25 protein-coding genes, 1 other RNA gene and 1 other annotated feature are annotated in these 24276 nt (G+C 36.9%); of the genes, 21 read left to right on the forward strand and 5 right to left on the reverse strand.

Annotated elements, in window-relative coordinates:
• Window positions 1–14: 14 nt before the first annotated feature.
• Window positions 15–1355, reverse strand: a complete 1341-nt coding sequence (locus RZ55_RS01655) for an aminopeptidase C (protein WP_057175601.1) — start codon at window positions 1353–1355, stop codon at window positions 15–17.
• Between the two features lie 105 nt (window positions 1356–1460).
• Window positions 1461–2150, reverse strand: a complete 690-nt coding sequence (rpiA, locus tag RZ55_RS01660; RefSeq protein ID WP_034531888.1) for a ribose-5-phosphate isomerase RpiA — start codon at window positions 2148–2150, stop codon at window positions 1461–1463.
• Between the two features lie 233 nt (window positions 2151–2383).
• On the opposite strand from rpiA, the gene RZ55_RS01665 reads away from it, so the two are divergent.
• The 17 genes from RZ55_RS01665 (at window position 2384) to mprF (ending at window position 17269) form a co-directional block, all read left to right on the forward strand.
• Entirely contained in the window at window positions 2384–2920 is a 537-nt protein-coding gene (locus tag RZ55_RS01665; protein ID WP_034531890.1) for a dUTP diphosphatase, read from the forward strand.
• Between the two features lie 27 nt (window positions 2921–2947).
• On the forward strand, window positions 2948–4324 hold the full coding sequence (radA, locus tag RZ55_RS01670) for a DNA repair protein RadA (RefSeq protein ID WP_057175602.1): 1377 nt from the start codon (window positions 2948–2950) through the stop codon (window positions 4322–4324).
• Window positions 4325–4345: 21 nt separating this feature from the next.
• Window positions 4346–5437 (forward strand): PIN/TRAM domain-containing protein, encoded by a 1092-nt coding sequence (locus RZ55_RS01675; protein WP_054482977.1) that lies wholly within the window; start codon window positions 4346–4348, stop codon window positions 5435–5437.
• A 109-nt stretch (window positions 5438–5546) separates the two neighbouring features.
• Window positions 5547–7037 (forward strand): glutamate--tRNA ligase, encoded by a 1491-nt coding sequence (gene gltX / locus RZ55_RS01680; RefSeq protein ID WP_034531895.1) that lies wholly within the window; start codon window positions 5547–5549, stop codon window positions 7035–7037.
• Between the two features lie 120 nt (window positions 7038–7157).
• Window positions 7158–8564 (forward strand): cysteine--tRNA ligase, encoded by a 1407-nt coding sequence (gene cysS, locus RZ55_RS01685; RefSeq protein WP_057175603.1) that lies wholly within the window; start codon window positions 7158–7160, stop codon window positions 8562–8564.
• A complete protein-coding gene (locus RZ55_RS01690; protein ID WP_034534704.1) occupies window positions 8565–8987 on the forward strand; it encodes a Mini-ribonuclease 3 in 423 nt (140 codons plus the stop codon).
• Window positions 8977–9732: a 23S rRNA (guanosine(2251)-2'-O)-methyltransferase RlmB gene (gene rlmB / locus RZ55_RS01695; protein WP_034531897.1), complete on the forward strand. Its 756-nt coding sequence runs from the start codon at window positions 8977–8979 to the stop codon at window positions 9730–9732. The genes RZ55_RS01690 and rlmB overlap by 11 nt, the downstream gene beginning before the upstream one ends.
• A gap of 14 nt (window positions 9733–9746) precedes the next feature.
• Complete coding sequence (locus tag RZ55_RS01700; RefSeq protein ID WP_034534703.1) at window positions 9747–10271, forward strand: NYN domain-containing protein; 525 nt, start codon at window positions 9747–9749, stop codon at window positions 10269–10271.
• 116 nt (window positions 10272–10387) lie between these two features.
• Entirely contained in the window at window positions 10388–11008 is a 621-nt protein-coding gene (locus RZ55_RS01705; protein ID WP_051592239.1) for a sigma factor, read from the forward strand.
• 70 nt (window positions 11009–11078) lie between these two features.
• Window positions 11079–11228, forward strand: a complete 150-nt coding sequence (gene rpmG / locus RZ55_RS01710; RefSeq protein WP_034531899.1) for a 50S ribosomal protein L33 — start codon at window positions 11079–11081, stop codon at window positions 11226–11228.
• 12 nt (window positions 11229–11240) lie between these two features.
• Window positions 11241–11414 (forward strand): preprotein translocase subunit SecE, encoded by a 174-nt coding sequence (gene secE / locus RZ55_RS01715; protein ID WP_034531900.1) that lies wholly within the window; start codon window positions 11241–11243, stop codon window positions 11412–11414.
• A 110-nt stretch (window positions 11415–11524) separates the two neighbouring features.
• Window positions 11525–12070 (forward strand): transcription termination/antitermination protein NusG, encoded by a 546-nt coding sequence (gene nusG / locus RZ55_RS01720; RefSeq protein WP_034531901.1) that lies wholly within the window; start codon window positions 11525–11527, stop codon window positions 12068–12070.
• A gap of 126 nt (window positions 12071–12196) precedes the next feature.
• Complete coding sequence (gene rplK / locus RZ55_RS01725) at window positions 12197–12622, forward strand: 50S ribosomal protein L11 (RefSeq protein WP_034531902.1); 426 nt, start codon at window positions 12197–12199, stop codon at window positions 12620–12622.
• 102 nt (window positions 12623–12724) lie between these two features.
• Window positions 12725–13417 (forward strand): 50S ribosomal protein L1, encoded by a 693-nt coding sequence (gene rplA / locus RZ55_RS01730; protein ID WP_034531903.1) that lies wholly within the window; start codon window positions 12725–12727, stop codon window positions 13415–13417.
• 73 nt (window positions 13418–13490) lie between these two features.
• Window positions 13491–13606, forward strand: a sequence feature (ribosomal protein L10 leader region).
• Between the two features lie 24 nt (window positions 13607–13630).
• A complete protein-coding gene (gene rplJ, locus RZ55_RS01735) occupies window positions 13631–14137 on the forward strand; it encodes a 50S ribosomal protein L10 (RefSeq protein WP_034531904.1) in 507 nt (168 codons plus the stop codon).
• A 45-nt stretch (window positions 14138–14182) separates the two neighbouring features.
• Window positions 14183–14545 (forward strand): 50S ribosomal protein L7/L12, encoded by a 363-nt coding sequence (rplL, locus tag RZ55_RS01740; protein WP_034534701.1) that lies wholly within the window; start codon window positions 14183–14185, stop codon window positions 14543–14545.
• Window positions 14546–14671: 126 nt separating this feature from the next.
• A complete protein-coding gene (gene mprF / locus RZ55_RS01745; protein ID WP_171823249.1) occupies window positions 14672–17269 on the forward strand; it encodes a bifunctional lysylphosphatidylglycerol flippase/synthetase MprF in 2598 nt (865 codons plus the stop codon).
• Window positions 17270–17408: 139 nt separating this feature from the next.
• On the opposite strand, the gene nrdF is transcribed toward mprF, so the two are convergent.
• The 3 genes from nrdF to RZ55_RS01760 form a co-directional block, all read right to left on the reverse strand.
• Window positions 17409–18383, reverse strand: coding sequence for a class 1b ribonucleoside-diphosphate reductase subunit beta (gene nrdF, locus RZ55_RS01750; protein ID WP_057175604.1), 975 nt, complete (start codon window positions 18381–18383; stop codon window positions 17409–17411).
• Window positions 18384–18404: 21 nt separating this feature from the next.
• The gene (gene nrdE / locus RZ55_RS01755) at window positions 18405–20570 is read right to left on the reverse strand and encodes a class 1b ribonucleoside-diphosphate reductase subunit alpha (RefSeq protein WP_057175605.1); all 2166 of its coding nucleotides are present in this window, start codon (window positions 20568–20570) and stop codon (window positions 18405–18407) included.
• Window positions 20571–20684: 114 nt separating this feature from the next.
• Window positions 20685–20912, reverse strand: coding sequence for a redoxin NrdH (locus tag RZ55_RS01760; protein ID WP_034531908.1), 228 nt, complete (start codon window positions 20910–20912; stop codon window positions 20685–20687).
• A 208-nt stretch (window positions 20913–21120) separates the two neighbouring features.
• On the opposite strand from RZ55_RS01760, the gene RZ55_RS01765 reads away from it, so the two are divergent.
• The 4 genes from RZ55_RS01765 (at window position 21121) to dnaX (ending at window position 24276) form a co-directional block, all read left to right on the forward strand.
• A complete protein-coding gene (locus RZ55_RS01765; protein ID WP_057175606.1) occupies window positions 21121–21726 on the forward strand; it encodes a class I SAM-dependent methyltransferase in 606 nt (201 codons plus the stop codon).
• Window positions 21719–22216, forward strand: coding sequence for a tRNA adenosine(34) deaminase TadA (tadA, locus tag RZ55_RS01770; RefSeq protein ID WP_057175607.1), 498 nt, complete (start codon window positions 21719–21721; stop codon window positions 22214–22216). Before RZ55_RS01765 ends, tadA begins: the two co-directional genes overlap by 8 nt.
• A 27-nt stretch (window positions 22217–22243) precedes the next feature.
• Window positions 22244–22340, forward strand: an RNA gene (gene ffs, locus RZ55_RS07150) — signal recognition particle sRNA small type.
• Between the two features lie 124 nt (window positions 22341–22464).
• Window positions 22465–24276, forward strand: a complete 1812-nt coding sequence (gene dnaX / locus RZ55_RS01775; RefSeq protein ID WP_057175608.1) for a DNA polymerase III subunit gamma/tau — start codon at window positions 22465–22467, stop codon at window positions 24274–24276.

Genomic DNA, 24276 nt, shown 5'->3' on the forward strand with positions numbered 1-24276 from the left:
CTCTTTTTTGTATGTTATTTTTCGTTAAAAGCAAGAGTTCCCATTGGATCCCATGGATCTAATACAACTGGTTCTTGTTCTTGGTTCTTCTTATCTTCTTCAGATAGGTACTTCTTGTTGATAACAACTTGGTAAGTGAAACGTCTGAACCATGATTCACTCATTACAAAGTAACCCTTTGAACCAACTTGGTTACCCCAAGAGTTTTCAACCTTCCACTTAGTAGGTTGACCATCAACGATATCAACACCGGTGATAACCATGGCATGGTTCATAACACTTTGGTGGTAATCTAGTTGTTCATCCTTACTCATTAATAAATCGATGTCGAATAATTCATCCTTTGAGTATAGGTTGTCGTCCATGATTCCTTTTTTACGATCTGATTCTTTTGAAACGTCGCTTCCGAACCAAACACTTTCACCGTTCTTTAATTGGGTGATGGTTAGTTCTTCTAGGCGGTCCATTTCAAGGTTTAAATGCTTAACTTGGCGACCATCGATAACGTTACCTAACATATCAATGGTGTAAGTCTTTTCGTAAGGTTTGTCCAATGTAGGGGAGTTAATGATTGAAACGTAATCTTCTAGGTTTAAGTTTACGTATTTATCAAAGAACTTCTTTGGAGTTAAATCAGTATCGATATGGTATTCGTTCTTTTCATCACGGTATTCGAAGTTGAATTCTGAAACGGGTTCACCGAATGAGTAGACTAGGACACGGTAAATTTCGCTTAACATTTCGTCCTTTACCCTTTCGATATCTGAACTGTTTTGTGAAGCTAGTTCACGTAGTTGAATGGCATCCATTCTTAGTTTTTGGTTTAACACAGCGTTTAATTCTGAAGTATCGTTACTTACGGCAGTTTCAACCATTGCTGATTGAGGAACAACACCGTACTTTTCGATTACCGCACATAACATGTCCCATTGACCACCATCTTGTTGTGGTGAATCTAATAGCCATGAAACACGGCGTGATGTTAATGGTTCATCAGCAGTCTTGATAATGTTTTCTAAGAACCAATTACATTTTTCAAACTTATCCCAGAAAGTAGTGTAGATTTGCGATAATTCAAAATCACCAGATAAGTTGAAGTTTTTAGCTAGGCTATGACGCATAGTATTTAGCGCTGCGAAAATCCAGCAACGGCCACTATGTTTTTGGTTGGCAACTTCACCAGTATCGATTTCAATTGAAAAGTTTGGCTTCATGTTACCTTCCGCTTCGAAGTTGGCAGCTGAAGAGTTGATACCATTATGGCTGACAGCTCTTTGCATTACCTTAGCTTCTTTACGATCTAATAAATCGTTATGATACTTTTGGATATTTTCATTACTAATACTTTTTGACATCATGATTCCTCCTTGCTTTTATAATATTATATCACTCAGGTCAAATGCCTTTAAAAACAAAAAACCGTGATAATAAGTCGTACTTACTATCACGGTTTAAATTAATTATTTTCTTTTAGCGTCGAATGTTTCTGAATGATCTTCATATCCGACAATTACCATGTCAACAACGTCTAGGAATAGACCATGTTCAACGATTCCAGTCATGTTGTTTAGGATGGTTTCAAGTTCGTGGGGATGTTCAATGTAACCTAAGTTTAAATCGATAATGTAGTTATCAGCGTGAGTTAACACGTGACCACCCTTAGCATTGGTTCTAAAAGTAGGATGGTAACCCATATCGTCTAAACGTTTGAATAGGTGAGTGCTTCCGTATGGAGTAACTTCCAAAGGAAGGGGAAAAGAGCCAAGGTTTTTGGCCATCTTTGTTGCATCGACAATCCAGATGTTTCGATCTGAGTTGATTGCGACAATTTTTTCACGAAGGTGGGCAACACCGCCACCCTTGATACCTTGGAAATTTTCATCGATTTGGTCAGCACCGTCAATTGTTAAGTCAATATGGTCAACGTCATCGATACTTTTAACATCAATTCCCAAGTCACGAGCACGCTTTGCTGAGCGGTTGGAAGTTGGAACACCAATAATACGTAATCCTTCTTTGGCTACTCGTTCTCCCAATGCATCCAACAAGTATTTCACAGTTGAACCTGTACCAAGACCGACAGTCATACCGTCTTTGATATATTTGACAGCTTCTTGGCCGGCAACTTTTTTCATTAATTCTTTATCCATAATCCTTTTCCCCTCTAAAATATTCGGTAAAACGACGTTAAATCGACTTTGAATGCTTATACATTCAGACGAAAGGTTTCGAACAAAGGTATTAAATATACCTCAATAATACTATATTAATTTTCTATGGTTATCGTGAGTTTGTCAAATAAAATATTTGTATTTAATTGTTAACAGTTTTCATATAAAATACATAGTATAATAATACTAATAAATTAACAGGATGTGTAGATATGAAAAGAGGATTTGAAGTAGTTACAAAGTACAAGGATAAAGGCATCAATCTACCTTATCGTTCTACTAAACAAGCAGCAGGTTATGATATCGAAGCAGGTGTCGATTTTGTATTGCCTTCAATTTGGAAATTAGGATTTTTAAAAGTTCTTTGGGCAATTAAGCATGAAAAAGACGTATCTGAAGATGAGATGCAACGTGCAAAGGATATCTTACGTCCATTATTAGTTCCAACCGGAATTAAGGCTTACATGCAACCAGACGAAATGCTTATTATTGCTAATCGTTCAAGTGGTCCATTAAAGAGAGGAATGGTTTTACCAAACGGAATTGGTATCGTTGATGCTGATTACTATGGTAACGAAAGTAACGAAGGTGAGTTGTTTGTTCAAATGACTAACTTCGGATTACTAGACAGAAAGATTAAGAAGGGTGAAAGAATTGCTCAAGGTATTTTCGTACCATTCTTAACAACTGATGATGACTCCAACAAGGGGACTAAAAGAATTGGTGGTTTTGGTTCATCAGGCGAATAAAAAAGGAATTAAAGAAAGGAAATTAATGTGGCTAAAGTAAAGACCCAATTTGTTTGCGAAGAATGTGGATACATTTCACCAAAGTACTTGGGACATTGTCCTAACTGTGGAAAATGGAATACATTTGAAGAACAAACCGTTCAAAAAGAAACATCGAGTTTGAAATCGACTCACCGAATGGATTTCAATGGTCAGCAAACAAAACCACAACTAATCAAAGACGTTAAGTTTGAAAAGGAATCACGTTTTGAAACTGAGTCCCAAGAATTTAACCGTGTATTAGGTGGCGGAATTGTTCCGGGCTCATTAATTTTAATTGGTGGAGATCCTGGTATCGGGAAATCCACACTGTTACTTCAAATTTCTGGCCAATTAGGTGCTAAGGACCAACGCGTCTTATATGTATCTGGGGAAGAAAGTTCCAGTCAAATTAAGCTCAGAGCGGAACGTTTATCAGTGAATGGCTCCAACATGTATCTATATCCAGAAACCGATATGGGTGCCATCAAGTCTGCCATTGATGAGATTAAGCCAGATGCAGTCGTAATTGATTCTGTTCAAACGATTTCTGAGCCAGAGGTGGATTCCGCAATTGGTTCCGTATCACAGGTAAGAGCAATTACCGCAGATTTAATGTCCATTGCAAAGACCAATGGAATTACAATCTTTGTGGTTGGCCACGTTACTAAGGGTGGCTCAATTGCCGGACCTAAGACTTTGGAACACATGGTTGATACTGTTTTATACTTTGAAGGAGACATGCATCATTCCTACCGTATCTTAAGAGCCGTGAAGAACCGTTTTGGTTCAACCGACGAGTTAGGAATTTTTGACATGCAAGAATCCGGATTACGAGAGGTTGATAATCCATCAGAGGTCTTCTTGGAAGAACGTCTGAAGGACGCCAATGGTTCTGCAATCGTTGTCTCAATCGAAGGAACCAGACCAATCCTAGTCGAAATTCAGGCATTGGTAACACCATCCGTATTCGGGAACGCCCAAAGAACCGCTACCGGGATTGACCGTAACCGTGTAGCAGTTTTAATGGCGGTGCTTGAAAAACGTGCCGGACTAATGCTACAAAACCAAGATGCCTTCTTAAAGGCTGCTGGTGGAGTTAAGTTGAACGAACCAGCAATTGATTTGGCTGTAGCCATTAGTGTGGCATCAAGTTACAAGAACAGGGGAACCGACCCTAGTGAATGTTATATCGGTGAAATTGGTTTAACTGGTGAAATTAGACGAGTTAACCGCATTGAACAACGTGTTTTAGAAGCACAAAAGCTGGGCTTTAAGCGCGTATTGATACCAAAACATAATATGTCAGGATGGACTGCTCCAGACGGAATTGAAGTCGTTGGTGTATCCACACTGGCTCAAGCGATTAAAATCGCACTTAACTAACACATACTGAGGAAGATAATAATGAAAAAAATTGATCGATTTACGGTTATCCAATTTATATTTGTCATTTTAGGAGCAACGCTAGGGGTAATTTATTTACCCGTTATTTGGCATGCATTGTGGGAAAACCCTTCAATTTTATTAAATAATGCACTAGTTGATTCAGTAATTGGCGCCATTGTTTTCTATATTCTTTCATTGTTTGTTGTTAAACGAATCATGAATGCAATGAGTCAGGTTGAAAAGCAATTATCACAAAAGAACCCATTCTATATTTTGATGGGGACTTTAGGGATGATTATTGGATTGATTTTAGCGACTTTAATTTCAATCGTTTTATTTAGAACGCCTTATTTAATCACTAACTTAATCTTGCCAGCTCTATTGATGATTACTTTTGGATACCTAGGTTTTCTATTGGGAACCACTAAGTTAAATGATTGGCGCAAGATTTTTAGAGTTAGCTTGAAAAAGGGCGGAAACGCTTTGACTAACACTTCAAGTCGCAATGTCAATAAATCAATTAAGATTTTGGACACCAACATTTTGATTGATGGTCGTATCTACGAAGTGGCAAAGACTGGATTTATCGAAGGAACATTGCTTGTTCCTAAGTTTGTATTGTATGAATTACAATACATCGCAGATTCAGCTGATAGCCAAAAACGTATTCGTGGTCGTCGTGGTTTGGACATTTTAAATAAACTACAAACCGAAAAGATTATGCCAATTGAAATCACTGATCAAGACTATGACAACATCAAAGAAGTTGATAGCAAGCTAATTCGATTAGCTAAAGATTTCAATGGTTCAATCATTACTAACGACTATAACTTAAACAAGGTTATCCAATTCCAAAAGGTTAATGTTTTAAACATTAACGAATTGGCTAACTCACTAAAACCAAGATTTGTTCCCGGAGAACATCTTGAAGTTATGATTTTGAAAAAGGGAACCGAAAGAAGCCAGGGAGTCGCATTCTTGGACGACGGAACAATGGTGGTTGTTGAAGATGGTAAGAATCATCTAAACGAACGACTATCCGTTGAGGTAACCAGTTCAATTCAAACAGATGCAGGTAAAATGATTTTCGCTAGAATTGATGATAAATAAAAGGTTATAGATACCTTTAGATTTTTACTGAGCACTTTATTTTTATTGATAATAATTGTAAAATTAGAATGTTATTCTAAGAATTTATAAAAAAGAGGAGAAAATATCATTGGCTAATAAGAAAATTCGTGTTAGATATGCACCAAGTCCAACCGGACATTTACACATTGGTAATGCTAGAACAGCAATTTTTAATTACCTATTTGCTAGACATAATAAAGGTAAGTTTATTATCCGTATCGAAGATACTGATACTAAGCGAAACGTAGCTGATGGTGAGAAAAGTCAGTTAGACAACTTAAAATGGCTTGGCTTAGATTGGGATGAAGGTCCAGACAAACCTGGTAAGTTTGGTCCATACAGACAATCGGAAAGACGTTCAATTTACGATCCATTGATTCAACAACTATTGGATGAAGACAAGGCTTACTACTCATACAGAACAGAAGAAGAACTAGAAGCTGATCGTGAAGAACAACGTGCAAAGGGCATCATGCCTCATTACGAATATGAATACGCTGGTATGTCAGAAGAAGAAATTCAAAAATCAATGGCTGAATCAGAAGCTAAAGGTTTGAAACCAGTTATTCGTTTCAGAGTACCAAAGAACAAGACTTACGCATGGGACGATGTTGTTAAGGGTCATGTTGAATTTAACTCTGATACTATTGGTGGGGACTTCGTTATCGTAAAACGTGACGGAATGCCTACTTACAACTTCGCGGTTATTATTGATGACCATGAAATGCAAATTTCACACGTATTCAGAGGTGACGACCACGTTGCTAATACACCAAAACAATTAATGATGTATGAAGCATTTGGTTGGGAAGCTCCTGTATTCGGTCACATGAGTTTAATTACTAGTGCCGACACTGGTAAGAAACTAAGTAAACGTGATGAATCAATCATTCAATTTATCGAACAATACAGAGACCTAGGATACCTACCAGATGCAATGTTTAACTTCATTACTCTATTAGGTTGGTCTCCAAAAGGTGAAGATGAAATCTTCTCACAACGTGATTTCATCAAGATGTACGACGAACACCGTCTAAGCAAGTCACCAGCTAACTTCGATAACAAGAAACTAGAATGGATCAACAACCAATACGTTAAGGCTGCTGATGAAGACGTTGTTATGGACTTAGCATTACGTCAATTAATCGCAAAGGGTAACATTCCTGAAAACCCAGATGCTTTAACTATTGAATGGGCTCGTAAGTTAATCAACACTTACAAGCAACAAATGAGCTACATGGCTCAAATCAACTCAATGGCTGACGTATTCTTTAACGAACCAGCTAAGGTTTCTGGTGAAGCGCTTGAAGAAATTCAAAACGAAACTGCACCAGTTGTTCTAAAGGCCTTTGCTGAAAAGATTAAGGATGTTCCAGTTTTCGATAAGATTGAAATCCTAAAGACAATTAAGGAAATTCAAAAGGAAACTAAGATTAAGGGACGTCAACTATGGATGCCAATCAGAATTGCCGTTACTCACGAAAGTCATGGTCCTGAACTACCTGAATCAATCGAATTGATTGGTAGAGAAAAGGCTCTAAAACACATTGATGAAACTTTAAAGCAAATCAATCAATAATAAATAAGGCTCGCTAAAGCATGCTTTGGCGGGCTTTTTTATTTGAATTTATCCTAATATAGTAGCTATTATTATGATAGAATGAAGTAAGTATAAAAAATAGGAATAGGGGTGCCATTAATGCTAAGGATCTATAATACATTAACTCAAGAAAAAGACGTATTTAAGCCAATTAAGTCAAGAACAGTTGGTATGTATGTCTGTGGTCCAACAGTATATAACTATATTCATATTGGAAACGCGCGTAGTATTGTTGCATTTGATACTATTCGTCGTTACTTTGAATATTGTGGTTACCAAGTAAATTACATTTCTAATTTTACGGATGTTGATGATAAATTAATTAATGAAGCTAAAGAAGAAAACAGTACAGTAATGGACATTGCTAACAAGTACATTGAAGCCTACAAGGAAGATGTGGCTGCATTGAACGTTGAACCAGCAACTGTTAATCCAAGAGCTACTGATAATATTGATGGGATTATTCAATTCGTGAAAGAATTGGTTGATGATGGTTATGCATATGCTGTTGATGGCGATGTTTACTATCGAGCAAGAAAGTTCAATGATTACGGTCATTTATCACACCAAAGTGTAGATGACTTGGAATCAGGAGCTAGTCAACATGTCTCAGAAGAAGAACTTTCCAAGAAAGAAGATCCAATCGATTTTGTTTTATGGAAGGCTGCTAAGCCAGGTGAAATCTCATGGGATTCACCATGGGGTAAAGGTCGTCCGGGCTGGCACATTGAATGTTCAGTAATGTCTACCAAGTACTTGGGTAACACAATCGATATCCATGGTGGTGGGGAAGACTTGAAGTTCCCTCACCATGAAAACGAACGTGCACAAAGTGAAGCCAAGACTGGTGAAAAGTTTGTTAACTACTGGATGCACAATGGTTTTGTTACCGTCGGTGATGAAAACGAAAAGATGAGTAAGTCACTAGGTAACTTTGTGACTGTGCACGATATTGTTAAGAAGGTTGATCCGCAAGTAGTAAGATTCTTGATGTCAACTACCCAATACCGTCGTCCAATTCAATACAACGAAACTAATTTACAGGCTGCCGAAAACAACCTAAACAAATTAAGAAATGCATACAATAATTTGAAGTATCGTTTAAGCGATGCCACAGATATTATTGATATGAAACTAGAACAAGAAATTAGACAAATTCAAGCAGATTTCCAAGATGCGATGGATGATGATTTCAATGCACAAAACGGAATTGATTGTGTATACGAACTAGCAAAACTTGGTAACATGTATGTCCAAAGACCTGAAGTAGGTAAGGATACTGTTAACCTAATTATTGAAAAGCTAGAAAAGATGGCTTCTATTTTTGGTGTTGTCTTCAAGGAAGAAACACTAGATGACGATTCAGTTCAAGCATTGATTGATGAACGTAACGAAGCTAGAAAGAACAAGGACTTCGCAAGAAGTGACGAAATTAGAGATCAACTACGAGACCAAGGAATTATCCTAGAAGATACAGCTCAAGGTACTCGTTTTAGAAGGGAATAAATGATGGAAAACCAGAACGTGGATTATAAACAGTTAAATGGAATTGCATTAGCATATCTTGGCGATTCAGTTTACGAAGTGTTCGTAAGAAAGCACCTTTTAAACTTAGGTATCACTAAACCTAACCGCCTACAAAAGACAGCTAGAAAGTACGTGTCAGCAAAGGCTCAAGCAGCATTAATCGATTTGATGATTGAAGACGACATCCTAACAGATGAAGAGGATGCGGTGTTCAAGAGAGGTCGTAATGCTAAGAGTTACACACATGCTAAGAACACTAGTGTTTTGACTTACCGCCATTCAACTGGTTTTGAAGCCATGATGGGGTATCTTTCATTAAGCAAACAAGATGACCGTTTAGAAGAACTATCTAACTGGTGTATTGAACAAGTCGATGCTGGGAGGCCCAAATATGAAGACTAATGACCAAAGCGAATTTATAATCGGACGCCATCCGGTTGTTTCCGCATTAAGAGGAAAGCAAGAAATCAACAAGGTTTTCCTACAAAACGGAATTAAAAAAGATGAAAAAAGTGTTGAAGAAATCATCAAGCTAGCTAAGCAAAAGCACCTTGTAATCTCAACTGTGCCAAAGCAAAAGCTAGACTTACTTTCAGATAATCAAAATCACCAAGGGGTGGTTTTATCAATCTCACCATACAAGTATGCAACCATTGATGAATTATTTGAAAACTCAGCAAAACAAGACGTACCACCATTCTTTTTAATTCTTGATAACATTGAAGATCCTCACAACTTGGGTTCAATTATCAGAACAGCAGATGCTGCCGGTGTTACTGGTGTGATTATTCCAAAGCACCGTGCCGTTGGTTTAACATCAACAGTTGCGAAGACATCTGCTGGTGCCATTGAAAGAATTCCGGTTGCTAGAGTGACTAACCTAGTTAACACTGTTAACGACCTAAAACAACAAGGTGTCTGGGTATTTGGTACTGACGTTAAAGGTGCAGATTACCGTCGTTGGGATGCCAAAGGACCAGTTGCTGTAATCATTGGAAATGAAGGTAAGGGAATTTCACCACTTCTAAAGAAGAACGTAGACGAAATGCTAACCATTCCAATGGTCGGTCAATTACAAAGTTTAAATGCCAGTGTCGCTGCTAGTTTATTAATGTATCAAGCTTATAATTCAAGAAATCCACTATAAGAAGGATTAAGCCAATGAAAAAACAACTATTATTAATCGATGGATATAACGTCATCGGAAATTGGCCTGAATTGAATAAGTTAAAGCTGGATAATCGTTTGGCAGATGCCAGGGATGAATTGATTAATATCATTTCAGAATATAAAAAATACCGTGACTTAGATATGAAGATTATCTTCGATGCGATGTATGTTCCCGGTTTATCAAAGAAAGATAAGAAGCATAACTTAGACATTGTTTGGACTAACAAAGATGAAACAGCTGATAGTTATATCGAAGCATATGCTAGACAAAAGCAATCTAGATTTGTTCAGGTGGTTGTAGTAACCTCTGATCAAGCTGAGCAATGGACTGTTTTTTCAGCAGGGGCTTTGAGAATATCAGCTCGAGAATTGCTTCGTGATGTCGAACGTTCAAAACGTGAGATTAAGACGCAAGTTCGTAGTTATACCAATCAATTAACTGGTCGTCGAACTCCTTGGTCTAGTGATCAGTTGTTGAGACTGGAAAAGCTAAGAGATAATTTAACAAATGATTAAAAGCTATATATATTTATACCGTTTCGGTGAAATATAAATGAACAAATATTCGCTTGTTTATGATTATGTAACTATATAAATTGTTTTATGTAATTATAATCAGAGGTGAATAGGTAATGAGCTTTGACCAAAATAATATTGATATAGAATTAATTCTTGATTTTAAAGAAAACGGCAATGAAGAATCACTGCAAAAGCTGTTTGATAAATACAAACCGTTGGTTAATAAAGTGTGGCGTAATTATTACTTGCACGATATGGATATCGACGACTGGTATCAAGAATCAATGCTGGTAATGGTAAAAAACATTCGTAATTATGATGTAAACCATAAAGCGACGTTTGGGACGTTATACCAAATTAGTTTAAAGAATCATTTATATGACATCTTAAGAAAAAGAAAAGCTAAGAAACGGATGCCGGTTGATAAAATGGTTTCATATAATGCTAACGAGTTATACTTTCAAAATAGCTTGAAGGATAGAATCTTTTTAACACCAGATCAGTCAATGAATATCAAGATTTGTTATGAAGAGTTGATTGCAAGACTATCACCATTAGAATCCGAAATCGCCTTTTGCTATCTAGAAGACTTGATTAATGAAAATAATTTTTCAATCGATAGATTAAAACTGGCTTTAGCAAGACATCCAGAGAACGCTACTAATATAGTTGATAATTGTATTGCTAGGGTCAAAAACAAGTTAAAGAAGATTGTAAAAAAGGTCTATGACTAGCCATCAGCATAAATTGACTATCAAAAATATAAATGCTATTATGAATTTATTCAAAAGGGGGATGTATACGATGTCACAGAATAAAGTTGCTTTACAATGTGAGGTCTGCGGATCCCGTAATTACACAACCTCGGTTGGTAATAACCATGAAGATCGATTAGAAGTAAAAAAATACTGTAAACATTGTGGCAAAGCTACGATGCATAAAGAAACACGTTAGTGGAGGAAAACTATGAAATTATTTAAGTTCTTTAAGAGTGTTGGTACTGAAATGAAACTAGTTGTTTGGCCTAATGGTCACCAAACTAGAATTGACACTACCATCGTAGTATCAATGTCAATTATCTTTGCAATCTTCTTTGCAATTGTTGACTGGGCAATTCAATCAGGATTACTATACCTATAATTTACTGTTTTAAATTATAGTAAATAGTGATATTATAATAGGTAGTTTGAAACTTCGTGAGTGCGGAGTTTTTTTATTTTGCAAAAAAATCATAAAGGGAGCTAATTTTAATGGAATCAGCAGAAAAGCAATGGTATGTTATTCATACTTACTCAGGATACGAAAACAAAGTTAAGGCTAACCTTGATTCACGTAAGGAATCAATGGGGATGTCAAACTTTATCTTTAGAGTAGTTGTTCCAGAAACAGAAGAACACGAAGTTAAAGATGGTGTAGACAAGGCTAAGATGGAAAAGACTTTCCCTGGTTATGTTCTAGTAGAAATGGTTATGACTGACGAAGCATGGTACATCGTTAGAAACACTCCAGGTGTTACTGGATTTATCGGATCACATGGTCAAGGAAGTAAGCCAACTCCATTGCTACCAGATGAAGTAGAACTAGTTCTAAGTCGTCTTGGCGTTTCTCAAGAAAAGCAAGAATTGGATGCTGAAGTGGGAGACACAATTACTATTATTGACGGTGCCTTTGCTGATCTTTCAGGTAAGGTTATCGAAAAAGATGACGAAAAAGGTAAGTTGAAGGTTAATATTGATATGTTCGGTCGTGCAACTACTGCTGAACTAAACTTTAACCAAGTACAACCAATTAGATAAAAAAATTGGGTTGTTAAAAATATTTAAACGTGATATATTATTTGTTGTATGTTTACGCATACTTAAGTGGGAGGAGAAATATCATCTCCAATTTTTACCACACACGGACTTAAGGAGGTATGTCTCGTGGCTAAAAAAGTAGCTAACGTAGTTAAATTGCAAATTCCTGCGGGTAAAGCAACACCTGCTCCTCCAGTTGGACCTGCATTGGGTCAAGCTGGTATTAACATTATGGGATTCACTAAGGAATTCAACGCTCGTACTGCTGATCAAGCAGGATACTTGATTCCAGTTGTGATTTCTGTATATGAAGATCGTTCATTCGATTTCATTACTAAGACACCACCTGCTTCAATTCTATTGAAGAAGGCTGCTGGTGTTGAACATGGTTCCGGTGAACCAAACACTAACAAGGTTGCTAGTGTAACTAAGGACCAAGTTAAGGAAATCGCCGAAACTAAGATGAAAGATCTAAACGCAGCTGATGTTGAAGCCGCAATGCGTATGATCGAAGGTACTGCACGTAGTATGGGATTCACTGTTGAAGGTTAATTCAACATTCATTTCTATACTGTAGTACCATAACACCTATTATTTAGGTGTTATGTGGGAGGTTTATCCGTTACAACCACAATTGCAAGGAGGAAAACACAGATGGCTCAAAAAAGAGGTAAAAAGTATCAAGATGCTTTAAAACAAGTAGACCGTAACAAGGCTTACTCAGTTGAAGAAGCTGTTGATCTTGTAAAGAAAATTGATTTTGCTAAGTTCGATTCAACTGTTGAAGTTGTATTTAACTTAAATGTTGACACTAAACAAGCTGATCAACAATTACGTGGTGCTGTTGTCTTACCAAACGGTACAGGTAAAGACCAAAAAGTTGTTGTATTTGCTAAGGGTGACAAGGCTAAGGAAGCTGAAGAAGCCGGCGCTGACTTTGTTGGTGAAGCAGACCTAGCTGAAAAAATCCAAAATGGTTGGTTAGACTTTGATGTTGCTATCGCAACACCAGACATGATGGCTCAAGTTGGTCGTCTAGGTCGTGTTCTTGGACCAAAGAACTTAATGCCAAACCCTAAGACTGGTACAGTTACTATGGATGTTAAGAAGGCCGTATCTGATTCTAAATCAGGTAAGGTTACTTACCGTACTGACCGTGACGGAAACGTTGCTGTTATCATCGGTAAGTCATCATTCGATGCTGACAAGCTAGTTGGTAACTTCAAGGCTATTGAAGACTTGATTGTTAAGAACCGTCCAGCTTCAGTTCGTGGTACTTACATCAGTAACCTATCAGTTTCAACAACCTTTGGACCTGGTGTAAAGGTTGATCTAGAATCATTCTAAAGTTAAGTAATTAATTTGGAATTTGAAAATCCCTATTGACCAAAGTTTATATATATAGTAAACTACTATTTGTTATAAAAATTGATATCTACCTAAGACTTGGGTGGTACTTGTACCTTAATATCCCAACGAGGACACTTAAAACGGTTTCTCTATGTCTAGGTGGCATAGGGATTTTTTATTAAATCCCAAAAAATATTGGGAGGTGAAACAATGCCAAAGAAAGAAGTAATCGACGCTAAAGCTAAACGTGTAGAAGCTGTTACAGAACAATTCAACAATGCTACTACTGCTATTGTTGTTAACTACCGTGGTTTAAACGTTGCTGAAGTAACTGACCTACGTAAGCAATTACGTGATGCAGGTGTTTCATTCAGTGTTATCAAGAATAACATTGCTGTACGTGCATCTAAGGAAGCAGGTTACGAAGAATTAGGTGACTTATTCAAGGGTCCTACTGCCGTAGCATTCTCTGATGAAGATCCTATTGCTCCAGCTAAGGTATTAAAGCATTTTGCTGATAACACTGACGCTGTTGAAATCAAGGGTGGTATTCTTGAAAACAAGATTGCTACTCTACAAGAAATTGACGAATTCGCTTCATTACCAAGTCGCGACGAATCAATCTCTATCCTTGCAAGCATGTTACAATCACCTGTTCGCAAGTTTGCTATTGCTGTTAAGGCAGTTGCAGAAAAGGGCGATGGCGACGCAGCCTAAGCTCATAATATAAAATTATAACTATCCAAATTGGAGGAAATTAAAATGGCTTTTGATAAAGATAACATTATTGAACAAATTAAAGAAGCTTCAATCTCTGACCTAAACGACTTAGTTAAGGCAATTGAAGAAGAATTCGACGTTACTGCTGCTGCAGCTGTTGCTCCAGCTGCTGGTGGTGCTGATGGTGCTGCTAAGGACTCATTCACTGTAGAACTAACTTCTGCTGGTAGCCAAAAGGTTAAAGCAATCAAGGTTGTACGTGAAATCACTGGTCTAGGTCTAAAGGACTCAAAGGACTTAGTTGATGGTGCTCCTTCAGTAATTAAAGAAGACGCTAAAGAAGACGAAGCTAACGACATCAAGGCAAAACTTGAAGAAGTTGGTGCAGAAGTTACTCTTAAGTAATTTCCCTTTAAAGGAACGTGTGATTTATCACACGTTCTTTTTTTGTACATATTTTGATATAAAGCCTTGTGCCAACAATTATTAATTGAGATAATAGTAGTAATAAGATTTATGGAGGAAACATAATTGAAAGCTTTATTTAAGAAATGTGGAGATTGGATCAATCGACATATGACTTTAGTAAAAGTCCTATTCGTGGTATTCGTTTTAGCCGTTGTTGTACACGTTATCTTTTCTGTTTCAAAGGAAATTAGTGGAAGACAAATGGCTGAGAGTTTTTCAAGACTATCACCAGTGTCGATTGTTATCATGATAATTTTGGGATTTATCGCAGTTTCACCGATGTTAATATATGATTTTACAATCGTTGATTTTCTACCGGGTAAGTTTAAAAAATCATATATCGTAAAAACAGGGTGGATTACCAATACACTTACTAACATTGCCGGTTTCGGTGGTGTGTTAGGTGCAAGTATGCGTTCTAGTTTTTACAGTGAAAACGCAACAAAAAAACAAATATTATATGCAATCTCTAAGATTGTTATTTTCTTATTAGCCGGACTATCCACATACTGTTGGGTAGCCATTATCATGATGTTTAGTTTCGGTTTTGGAACTAACAGTCATGATTGGTGGTGGTGGATTGTACTAGTTCTTGGTGGACTATACTTCCCAATTTTGTTTATCATCACACGCTTAAATGATTCTGATTATTTCAAAGACTTAACCGCTAAACTAGAAATCCAATTAATTGTTGGATCATGTCTAGAATGGTTAGGGTGCGCTGGATTATTCATGACAATTGGTGCATTCATGCATCAACCAATTAACCTACTAGCCGTATTTCCAGTATTCGTTGTTGCAAACGTAGTAGGGGTGGCTTCATTAGTTCCTGGGGGACTTGGAAGCTTTGAAGGAACCATGCTAGTTGGATTGATGTTCATTGGTGTTAGACCAAGTGACGCCGCGGTTTGGTTAATCCTATACCGTGCTTTCTACTACATTTTCCCAGTATTCTTGGGAATTATCTTCTTAGTAGTAGACGTATTCCAACGTTTCAACAACTTCTTAGACGGTATTCCAAAGCTAATTCTACAAAGATTAGCACACATGTTTATTACTATTTTCATGTACTTCTCAGGAATCATGATGCTACTACTAGCCGTTATTCCTAACCTAGTATTAGTTAATAGATTCTATATTTCACTAGAACCATATTCGTTCTACTTCTTAGATCAACTAAGTACAGTTATCGTAGCATTCCTATTAATTGGTTTTGCGCGTGGATTTGGTTCAAAGGTGAAGAAGGCATTTTGGCCAACAGCGGTCATTTTAGTAATTGCCTTATGGAACACACTTTGGAAAGAAGACTTCCCAACCAATATGGTAGTTATGTCCGTAATTCTACTTGGCTGCCTATGGTTAAGTTACAAGGTATTATACAGACAAAAGTTCACATACTCATGGGGACATGCGTTAATTGATTTACTAATATTCGTTAGTGCGTTTGTCGTATACCTAATCATTGGTTTACTAACAAACTTTAAGTTTGCGGTATTCCACTGGACTAACTCATACCTATTACCATCACCTCAAGTATGGTTTGCAGGTCTATTAGGATTGATTTTAGCCTTCCTAATCTTAGTTCTAACTTTCCGTTTCTTATCATACTCAAAGGTCGATTGGTTAAACCAACCATTTGATGGCGATAGAGTATCTAACGTTATTAATGAATTTGGTGGAAATGAAGTAAGTCATTTAGCATATGTTCGTGACAAGAACATCTACTTCTACCAAGAAGATGGTAAAGACCAACTATTCTTCATGTACAAATGTCGCGCTAACAAGATTATGATCATGGGTGAACCAATCGGTAACATGGATAAACTTGAAAACGCGATTGATAAGTTCATCGAAGATAGTGACAACATTGGTTACTCACTTGTTTTCTATGAAATCGGTGAAGAACTAACAATGTTACTTCACGAAAAAGGATTTAGTTTTACTAAGGCAGGGGAAGAAGGTCACGTGGCCTTAGACACATTCTCAATTGCCGGTAAGAAGCATCGTGGTGAAAGAGCCTTGATGAATAAATTCGACCGTGACGAATACAAATTTGAAATTATTCAACCTCCTTTCTCAACATCATTCATTGATGAATTAAGAGAGGTATCTGATAACTGGTTGAAGGGTAAGCCAGAAAAGGGATTCTCATTAGGATACTTTGACAGTTACTACCTAAACCAAGCACCAATCGCTGTAATGAAGGATAAGGACAACAAGGTTGTTGCCTTTGCCAACATCATGCCAACTGGTGACCATGAAATGACATCAATTGACTTGATGAGATCAAGCGAAGATGCACCATCAGGAATCATGGATGGAATCTTCATTAACTTGTTCAACTATGTAAAGGATGAAGGGTACAAGTACTTCAACCTTGGAATGGCTCCATTATCAAACGTTGGTGAATCTAGATATAGTTTCATTGATGAAAAGATTTCTAACTTAATCTACAAGTACGGAACTGCATTCTACAGTTTCCAAGGATTAAGATCTTACAAGGAAAAATACGTTAGTGAATGGACACCTAAGTATATCTCATACCGTCGTGGAAACTCACTAGTATTCACCATGCTTCAATTACTAGTATTGGTAAATGAACATGTTGATGACACACCATGTGAAAAGAAATCAATTTGGAAGAAATTATTCAAAAAATAGGCCATTTTAGCCGACTTACATTGAGTAAATAAAAATACCCGATATAGATATTAATAATTCTGTATCGGGTATTTTTTTGCATCTAACGGAATAAAAAAGAGGGTGAAGTAATTAAACTTCATCCTCTTTTTATTTATGATTATTTGTTATCTTTTGGATACCAAATCTTGTAATCGTCATCCTTCATAGCTTCAACTTCACCTAGACGGTAACCGTTACCGACTTGTGAGAAGAAGTCATGGTTAGCTGTTGATGTTGAGATACCATTCATAACGATTGGGTCAACGTCTTCAGCGTTATCAGGGAATAGTGGATCTTGACCTAAGTTCATAAGTGCCTTGTTGGCATTGTATCTGATGAACTTCAATACATCGTCAGTCCAACCAACTTGATCATATAGAATGTGAGTGTACTTTTCTTCGTTTTCGTATAAGTCATACAAGAAGTTGTACATCCAATCCTTTAGGTCTTGTTGTTCGTTTCCACCTAATTGGTTGAAACCAAGTTGGAACTTGTAACCAATGTAAGTTCCGTGAACAGATTCATCACGAAGAATTAACTTAATGATTTCAGCAACGTTAGGTAACTTGTTGTGACCTAAGTACCATAGTGGGGTGTAGAAACCAGAGTAGAATAAGAAGGTTTCTAGGAACACACTTGAAATCTTTTTCTTCAATGGGTTTGAATCATCATGATATAAATCATAAATCTTCTTAGCCTTGTTTTGAAGGAATTCTTCTGAATCACTCCAGTCAAAAATTTCTGAAATTTCGTCAGGAGTGTTTAGGGTAGAAAAGATTGATGAGTAACTCTTAGCATGGACAGATTCCATGAATTGAATGTTGTTTAAAACAGCAGTTTCGTGTTGAGTATAAACATCTTTTCTAAGTGCAGCCATACCGTCTTGTGATTGTAGGGTATCAAGTAAAGTTAGACCACCAAAGACATGACCTACTAGCCATTTGTGATCGTCATCTAACGTTCTCCAATCAGCTAAATCGTTAGATAAAGGGATTCTAGTATCTAACCAGAATTGTTCGGTCAGTTTTTCCCATGTCGCTTTATCAATTTGGTCGCTTACAGCATTCCAGTTGATAGCTTTGTAATTATCCATTGTATAAATTCTCCTAACTAATTAGATTGAACAACTTTCACATTCGTTAACACCGACTTCTTGGTTATCATCAGTGTAAGTTCTGACATAGTATAGTGACTTAATGCCTTTAGCGTGAGCGTAGTTACGTAGGATAGTTAAATCACGAGTAGTCATTTTATCAGTTCTACCGTTCTTCCATTCGTATAGACCTTCAGGAATTGTTGAACGCATGAATAGAGTAAGACTCATACTTTGATCAACGTGTTTTTGAGCAGCAGCGTAAGTATCAATAACTTTTCTCATGTCAATGTCATAAGCTGACTTATAGTACTTAAGAGTTTCGTTTGATAGGTATGGAGCTGGGTAGTAAATTTTACCAGTCTTTGATTCATATCTTTCTTCGATACGACTAATGATAGGGTGCAAACTAGCAGTTGAATCATTAATGTATGAGATTGAACCGTTTGGTGCAACAGCCATTCTGTTTTGGTGGTATAAACCATCCTTCATAACAGCTTTCTTTAGTTCTTCCCAATCGCTTTGGTTTGGAACAAAGATGCCATCGAATAGTTCTTTTACGCGGTCAGATTTTGGACCCCAGTCTTCGGTAGTGTATCTATCGAAGTATGAACCATCAGCATATTTACTCTTGTCAAAGTTGTGGAAAGTTTCGTTTCTTTCAGCAGCAATCTTGTTTGATGCAACTAAAGTCCAGTAGTTTAATAGCATGAAGTAAACACCAGTGAATTCAATTGCTTCGTCAGAACCGTATTCAATTTGGTTTTTAGCTAAGAAACTGTGAAGACCCATTCCACCAAGACCAATACTGTGTGATAGGGCGTTACCACGTTGGATTGATGGAACAACGTTGATGTCTGAATGATCAGTAACGAAAGTTAAGGCACGAACCATTGCGTCAACAGACTTACCAAAGTCAGGACTAGCCATTAAGTTAACGATATTAGTTGAACCTAAGTTACATGATACATCAGTACCAAGTTTTTCGTAGTGTTGTTCATTATCAACAGTAGAAGGTTCTTGTACTTGCATGATTTCTGAACATAGGTTACTCATAACAATCTTACCGTCAATAGGGTTTTCCTTGTTAACAGTATCGATGTTAATGATGTAAGGGTAACCTGATTCTTGTTGTAATTTACTAATTTCAGTTTCTAGTTCACGAGCGTTAATCTTAGTCTTCTTGATTTCATCGTTTGCGACCATGTTGTCGTATTCTTTGGTGATATCAACGTATGAGAATGGAACGCCGTAAATTCTTTCAACATCGTATGGACTGAATAGGTACATTTCATCATCGTTTTGAGCAAGTTCATAGAACTTGTCAGGAACAGTAACAGCAAGTGAAAGAGTCTTAACACGGATCTTTTCATCTGCGTTTTCTTTCTTAGCTGATAAGAATGAGATGATGTCTGGGTGGAATACGTTTAGGTAAACGGCACCGGCACCTTGTCTTTGTCCTAGTTGGTTTGAGTATGAAAAACTGTCTTCTAGAAGTTTCATAACTGGAACAACACCAGAAGCAGCACCTTCGATATGCTTGATTGGATCCCCAGCAGCACGTAGGTTAGAAAGGTTAATTCCAACACCACCACCAATACGTGATAGTTGTAGCGCTGAGTTAATAGTTCTACCAATAGTATTCATATCGTCAGTAGGTTGAATTAAGAAACATGATACGAATTCACCACGACGTTTTCTTCCGGCATTTAGGAAAGAAGGGGTAGCTGGTTGGTATCTTTGGTGAACAATTTCATCTGCTAAGTTCATAGCAAGTTCTTCATCACCATCAGCGAAGTATAGTGCGTTGATAGCAACACGATCGATGAATTGTTCTAGGTAGTAGTTACCATCATCAGTCTTTAGGGCATATTGAGCATAGAATTTGTATGCGGCCATAAAAGATTTGAACTTAAAGTTTTGACTTTCCAAGTAGTCGTAGATTTTTTCAATAAATGAAAAGTCATATTTGTTGATGAATTCTTCTTCAAGGTAATCATTATCGATTAGAAAATCGAATTTTTCTTTTAGAGAACCAAACTTTTTAAGATTAGGTTCAACGTTTTCTTTGATGAAGGCTTCAAGCGCTTCTTTATCTTTATTTAATTGAATCTTATCATCCTTAGGGATGTTAATTTCATTATTTAGGTCGTAATAGGTTACGTCCTTCAAATCTTTCAACGACATGCTTAAACCACTCTTTCATTAGTAAAATTAGACTGAGAAAAAATATGGCGAGACCATTAGCGGTTTCGCCAAAAACAACATTTTATATTATAATGAATAATACGTAATTTGAAATTAAGCTAGTTGGCTTAATTGATCTGGTCTAAATCCGGAAATTGAGTCAATACCATCTGCTTCTACAACTGGTAGTGACATGAATCCTTTTGATTTTAAGTATGAAACATATTCGGGTTCTTCGTTAATGTTTCTTTCAATAAAATCAATATCGTGTTCGCTTAAAAAGCGCTTAGTCATCTTGCATTGCATGCAATTATTCTTTGAGTATACAGTTACTTGTGCCATGGTATTGCTCCCTTTCTTTTGACGAAATATGTATTACATTTCAATCGAAATATGTAAGATATTTCCGTTTAATTTATATATAAAAGTTTACACCAGAACAGAAAAAAATCAAATAAAAAACACCATATTTAGTGGTCAAAATGTTCCTAATCTACTAGATACAGTGTCTTAGCGAATTTAAAAATTTTTTACGAGGATCTGATTTGAAATGAACGAATTTTATTATACACCTAATCCACATGTTGTACACGAACTTCATACATGGAATTTTGATTTATTAAATAACACATTGACCTTTACCACTGATAACGGGGTTTTTTCAAAAAGAACTGTTGATTTTGGTTCAAAAACTTTAGTTGAAAGTGTTAATTTTGATAAAATTCCTGACGGAAATGTCCTGGATTTAGGATGCGGATATGGACCCATGGCAATCGCTTTAGCCAAGCATCATCCAAATAGAACATTTGAAATGGTAGACGTTAATAACCTAGCACTAGAACTAGCCGTGAAGAACGCAGAACAAAATCATGTCTCAAATGTTTTGATTCATAATTCTAACGTTTATGAAAATGTTACCGATAAGTTTGCCGCAATTATTACCAACCCACCTGTAAGAGCAGGGAAAGATGTTGTGGACGGTATGATTTCTGGTGCAGTTGATCATTTATTACCAAAGGGAACACTAACTGTGGTATTACAAAAGAAACAAGGGGCACCATCTGCTAAGAAGTTAATGCAATCATTATTTGGTAATTGCGAAATTATCAAGAAGAACAAAGGTTACTATATATTGGAAAGTGTATTTAATGGATAAGACAAACGAATACTATATGAAAGAAGCTTTATTCGAAGCGAAAAAAGCATACATGATAAACGAAGTGCCAATCGGTGCAATCATTGTTAAAGATGGTCAAATTATCGGTAGGGGTCATAACCTCCGTGAGTTAAGCAACAATGCGTTGGATCATGCTGAAGTCGTTGCCATTGATGAAGCATGTCGTCGTTTGCATAGCTGGCGATTGGAAGATTGCGATTTATATGTAACGATTGAACCATGTTTAATGTGTGCAGGAGCCATCATCAATTCCAGAATCAAGAATGTCTACTATGGAGCTAACGATATTAAGGCGGGTGCCGCTGAAAGTCTATATCATGTGTTAGAAGATAGTCGATTGAATCATCAGGTCAATGTATTTGGTGGACTAATGGCTGATGAAGCTAAACATTTAATGAAGTCTTTTTTCAAAGCAGCACGCAAAAGAAGTAAAGAAGCTAAGAAAAAGAGAAATAAGCTTGAAAAATAATCCTGAATAAGTTAATATAATTATTGCCGCAAGGCCTTGAAGCAAAGTTGTGTTTACGAACCGTGTCAGATCCGAGAGGAAGCAGCACTAAGTATTCTACGCTTGTGCTTCTTGTTTTTTATACAAATAAACTCCTAGTCAAATGCTGGCTAGGAGATTTTTTTATCTATGATGTAAAAACGATAATGGAATAATTATTGAATAGAATATATAATGTAAGTAACTAGTTTTTTGAAAGGAAGTTTTCCATGAGTTACCAAGCTTTATACCGTGTATGGAGACCGCAACGTTTTGACGATGTGATTGGTCAAGATGTTATTACCACCACATTGAAAAATGCGATTGTCACCAATCAATTGAGTCATGCCTATTTATTTGCAGGTCCTAGGGGAACTGGAAAAACTTCCGCTGCGAAAATTTTGGCAAAGGCAATTAACTGTCCAAATCAAAAAGATGGGGAACCTTGCAACGAATGTGAAATTTGTGAAAGCATTACAAACGGAACACTAAATGATGTTATCGAAATTGATGCGGCCTCAAACAATGGGGTTGAAGAAATTAGGGATGTTAGAGATAAGGCCAAGTATGCGCCAACTCAAGCAACCTACAAAGTATACATTATTGATGAAGTTCATATGTTATCAACAGGGGCTTTCAATGCATTGCTAAAGACATTGGAAGAACCACCTGCACACGTTATCTTCATTTTAGCCACAACCGAACCACAAAAGATTCCGGCTACAATCATTTCACGTGTTCAACGTTTTGATTTTAAACGTATCACCGCAAATGATATCTTGGGCAGAATGGAATTCATTTTAAACGATAAAAAGATTGATTATGATGACAAGGCACTAAAGGTCATCGCCAAAGCCGCAGAAGGTGGTATGCGTGATGCCTTAAGTATCCTAGATCAAGTATTGTCATTTGGATTTGATAAGGTGACTTACGAAAATGCGTTGCAAGTAACTGGTAGTGTGACCAAGTCACTACTATCAAAATACCTAACTAATGTTGTGAACCACGATGTTAAGGATGCACTATCAGATGTTAGACAAATGCTAGAATCTGGTAAAGATGCAGCAAGATTTGTCGAAGACTTAATCAAGTACTGCCAAGATATCTTGTTATACCAACAATCACCTGAAATGGTGGAAGAATCAGAACTAGGTGTGATTGATGAGGAGTTCAAGCAACTAACATCAATCGTGGACACACAAAGAGTTTATCGTATGATTGTTGATTTAAACGACATTCAAAACCAAATGAGATACACAATGCATCCAGACGTTTATCTAGATGTATTGACCGTTAAGTTATCCACTGATAACCAACAAGCAGCTAGTCCGGCGCCAGCACAATCACAACACGACGTGCAACCTGCAAGTGCTTCAAATGTTGATAACCAAGTGGTTCAACAATTGAAGGATCAAGTTGCTAGTTTACAAAAACAAGTAGAAGAGCTAACCAAGAACGGTGTCGCTGCTAACAACGGCGGTAATGCCGCTAGTGAGCCTGCTAGAAGACCAGCTGCTAAGAAACCAGCAGGTAGTTCAAGCAACGCTAGGGTTAACCTAACCAAGATTTATCCGGTCTTGGACAACGCCACTCGTCAGGATTTGACCAATATTCAAAATATTTGGGATGAACTATTGAGTGGACTAGACGTCACCAAGCGAGCATTGATGAATGTTTCTAAACCAGTGGCTGCCAGTCATGATGGTGTGGTTGTTTCATTCGAATATCCATTCCTATTCCAAAAGGCAAGTACTGATGAAGAACTACAAGACGCCTTGGGTAATGGATTGGACCGTATTTTGAGCTACGTTCCAGACTTTGTATTTATCCCGGCTGAACAATGGCCTGAAATCAGAAAGGGTTACATCGTTGCCCAAAAGAATAGTGGTAAAGACGTTCGAGAAGAATCTGAAAATTCAAGTGTTGAAAATTCAGACAAAAACGATGATAATAATAATGAAAAACAAGACAATGAACCCAAAATAGTTAAACAAGCAACACAACTTTTTGGTGAAGATATAATAGATGTAAAAGATGATTAA

It is taken from the genome of Apilactobacillus kunkeei (assembly GCF_001421115.1).
In the GTDB taxonomy this organism is placed as follows: Bacteria; Bacillota; Bacilli; order Lactobacillales; family Lactobacillaceae; genus Apilactobacillus; species Apilactobacillus kunkeei_F.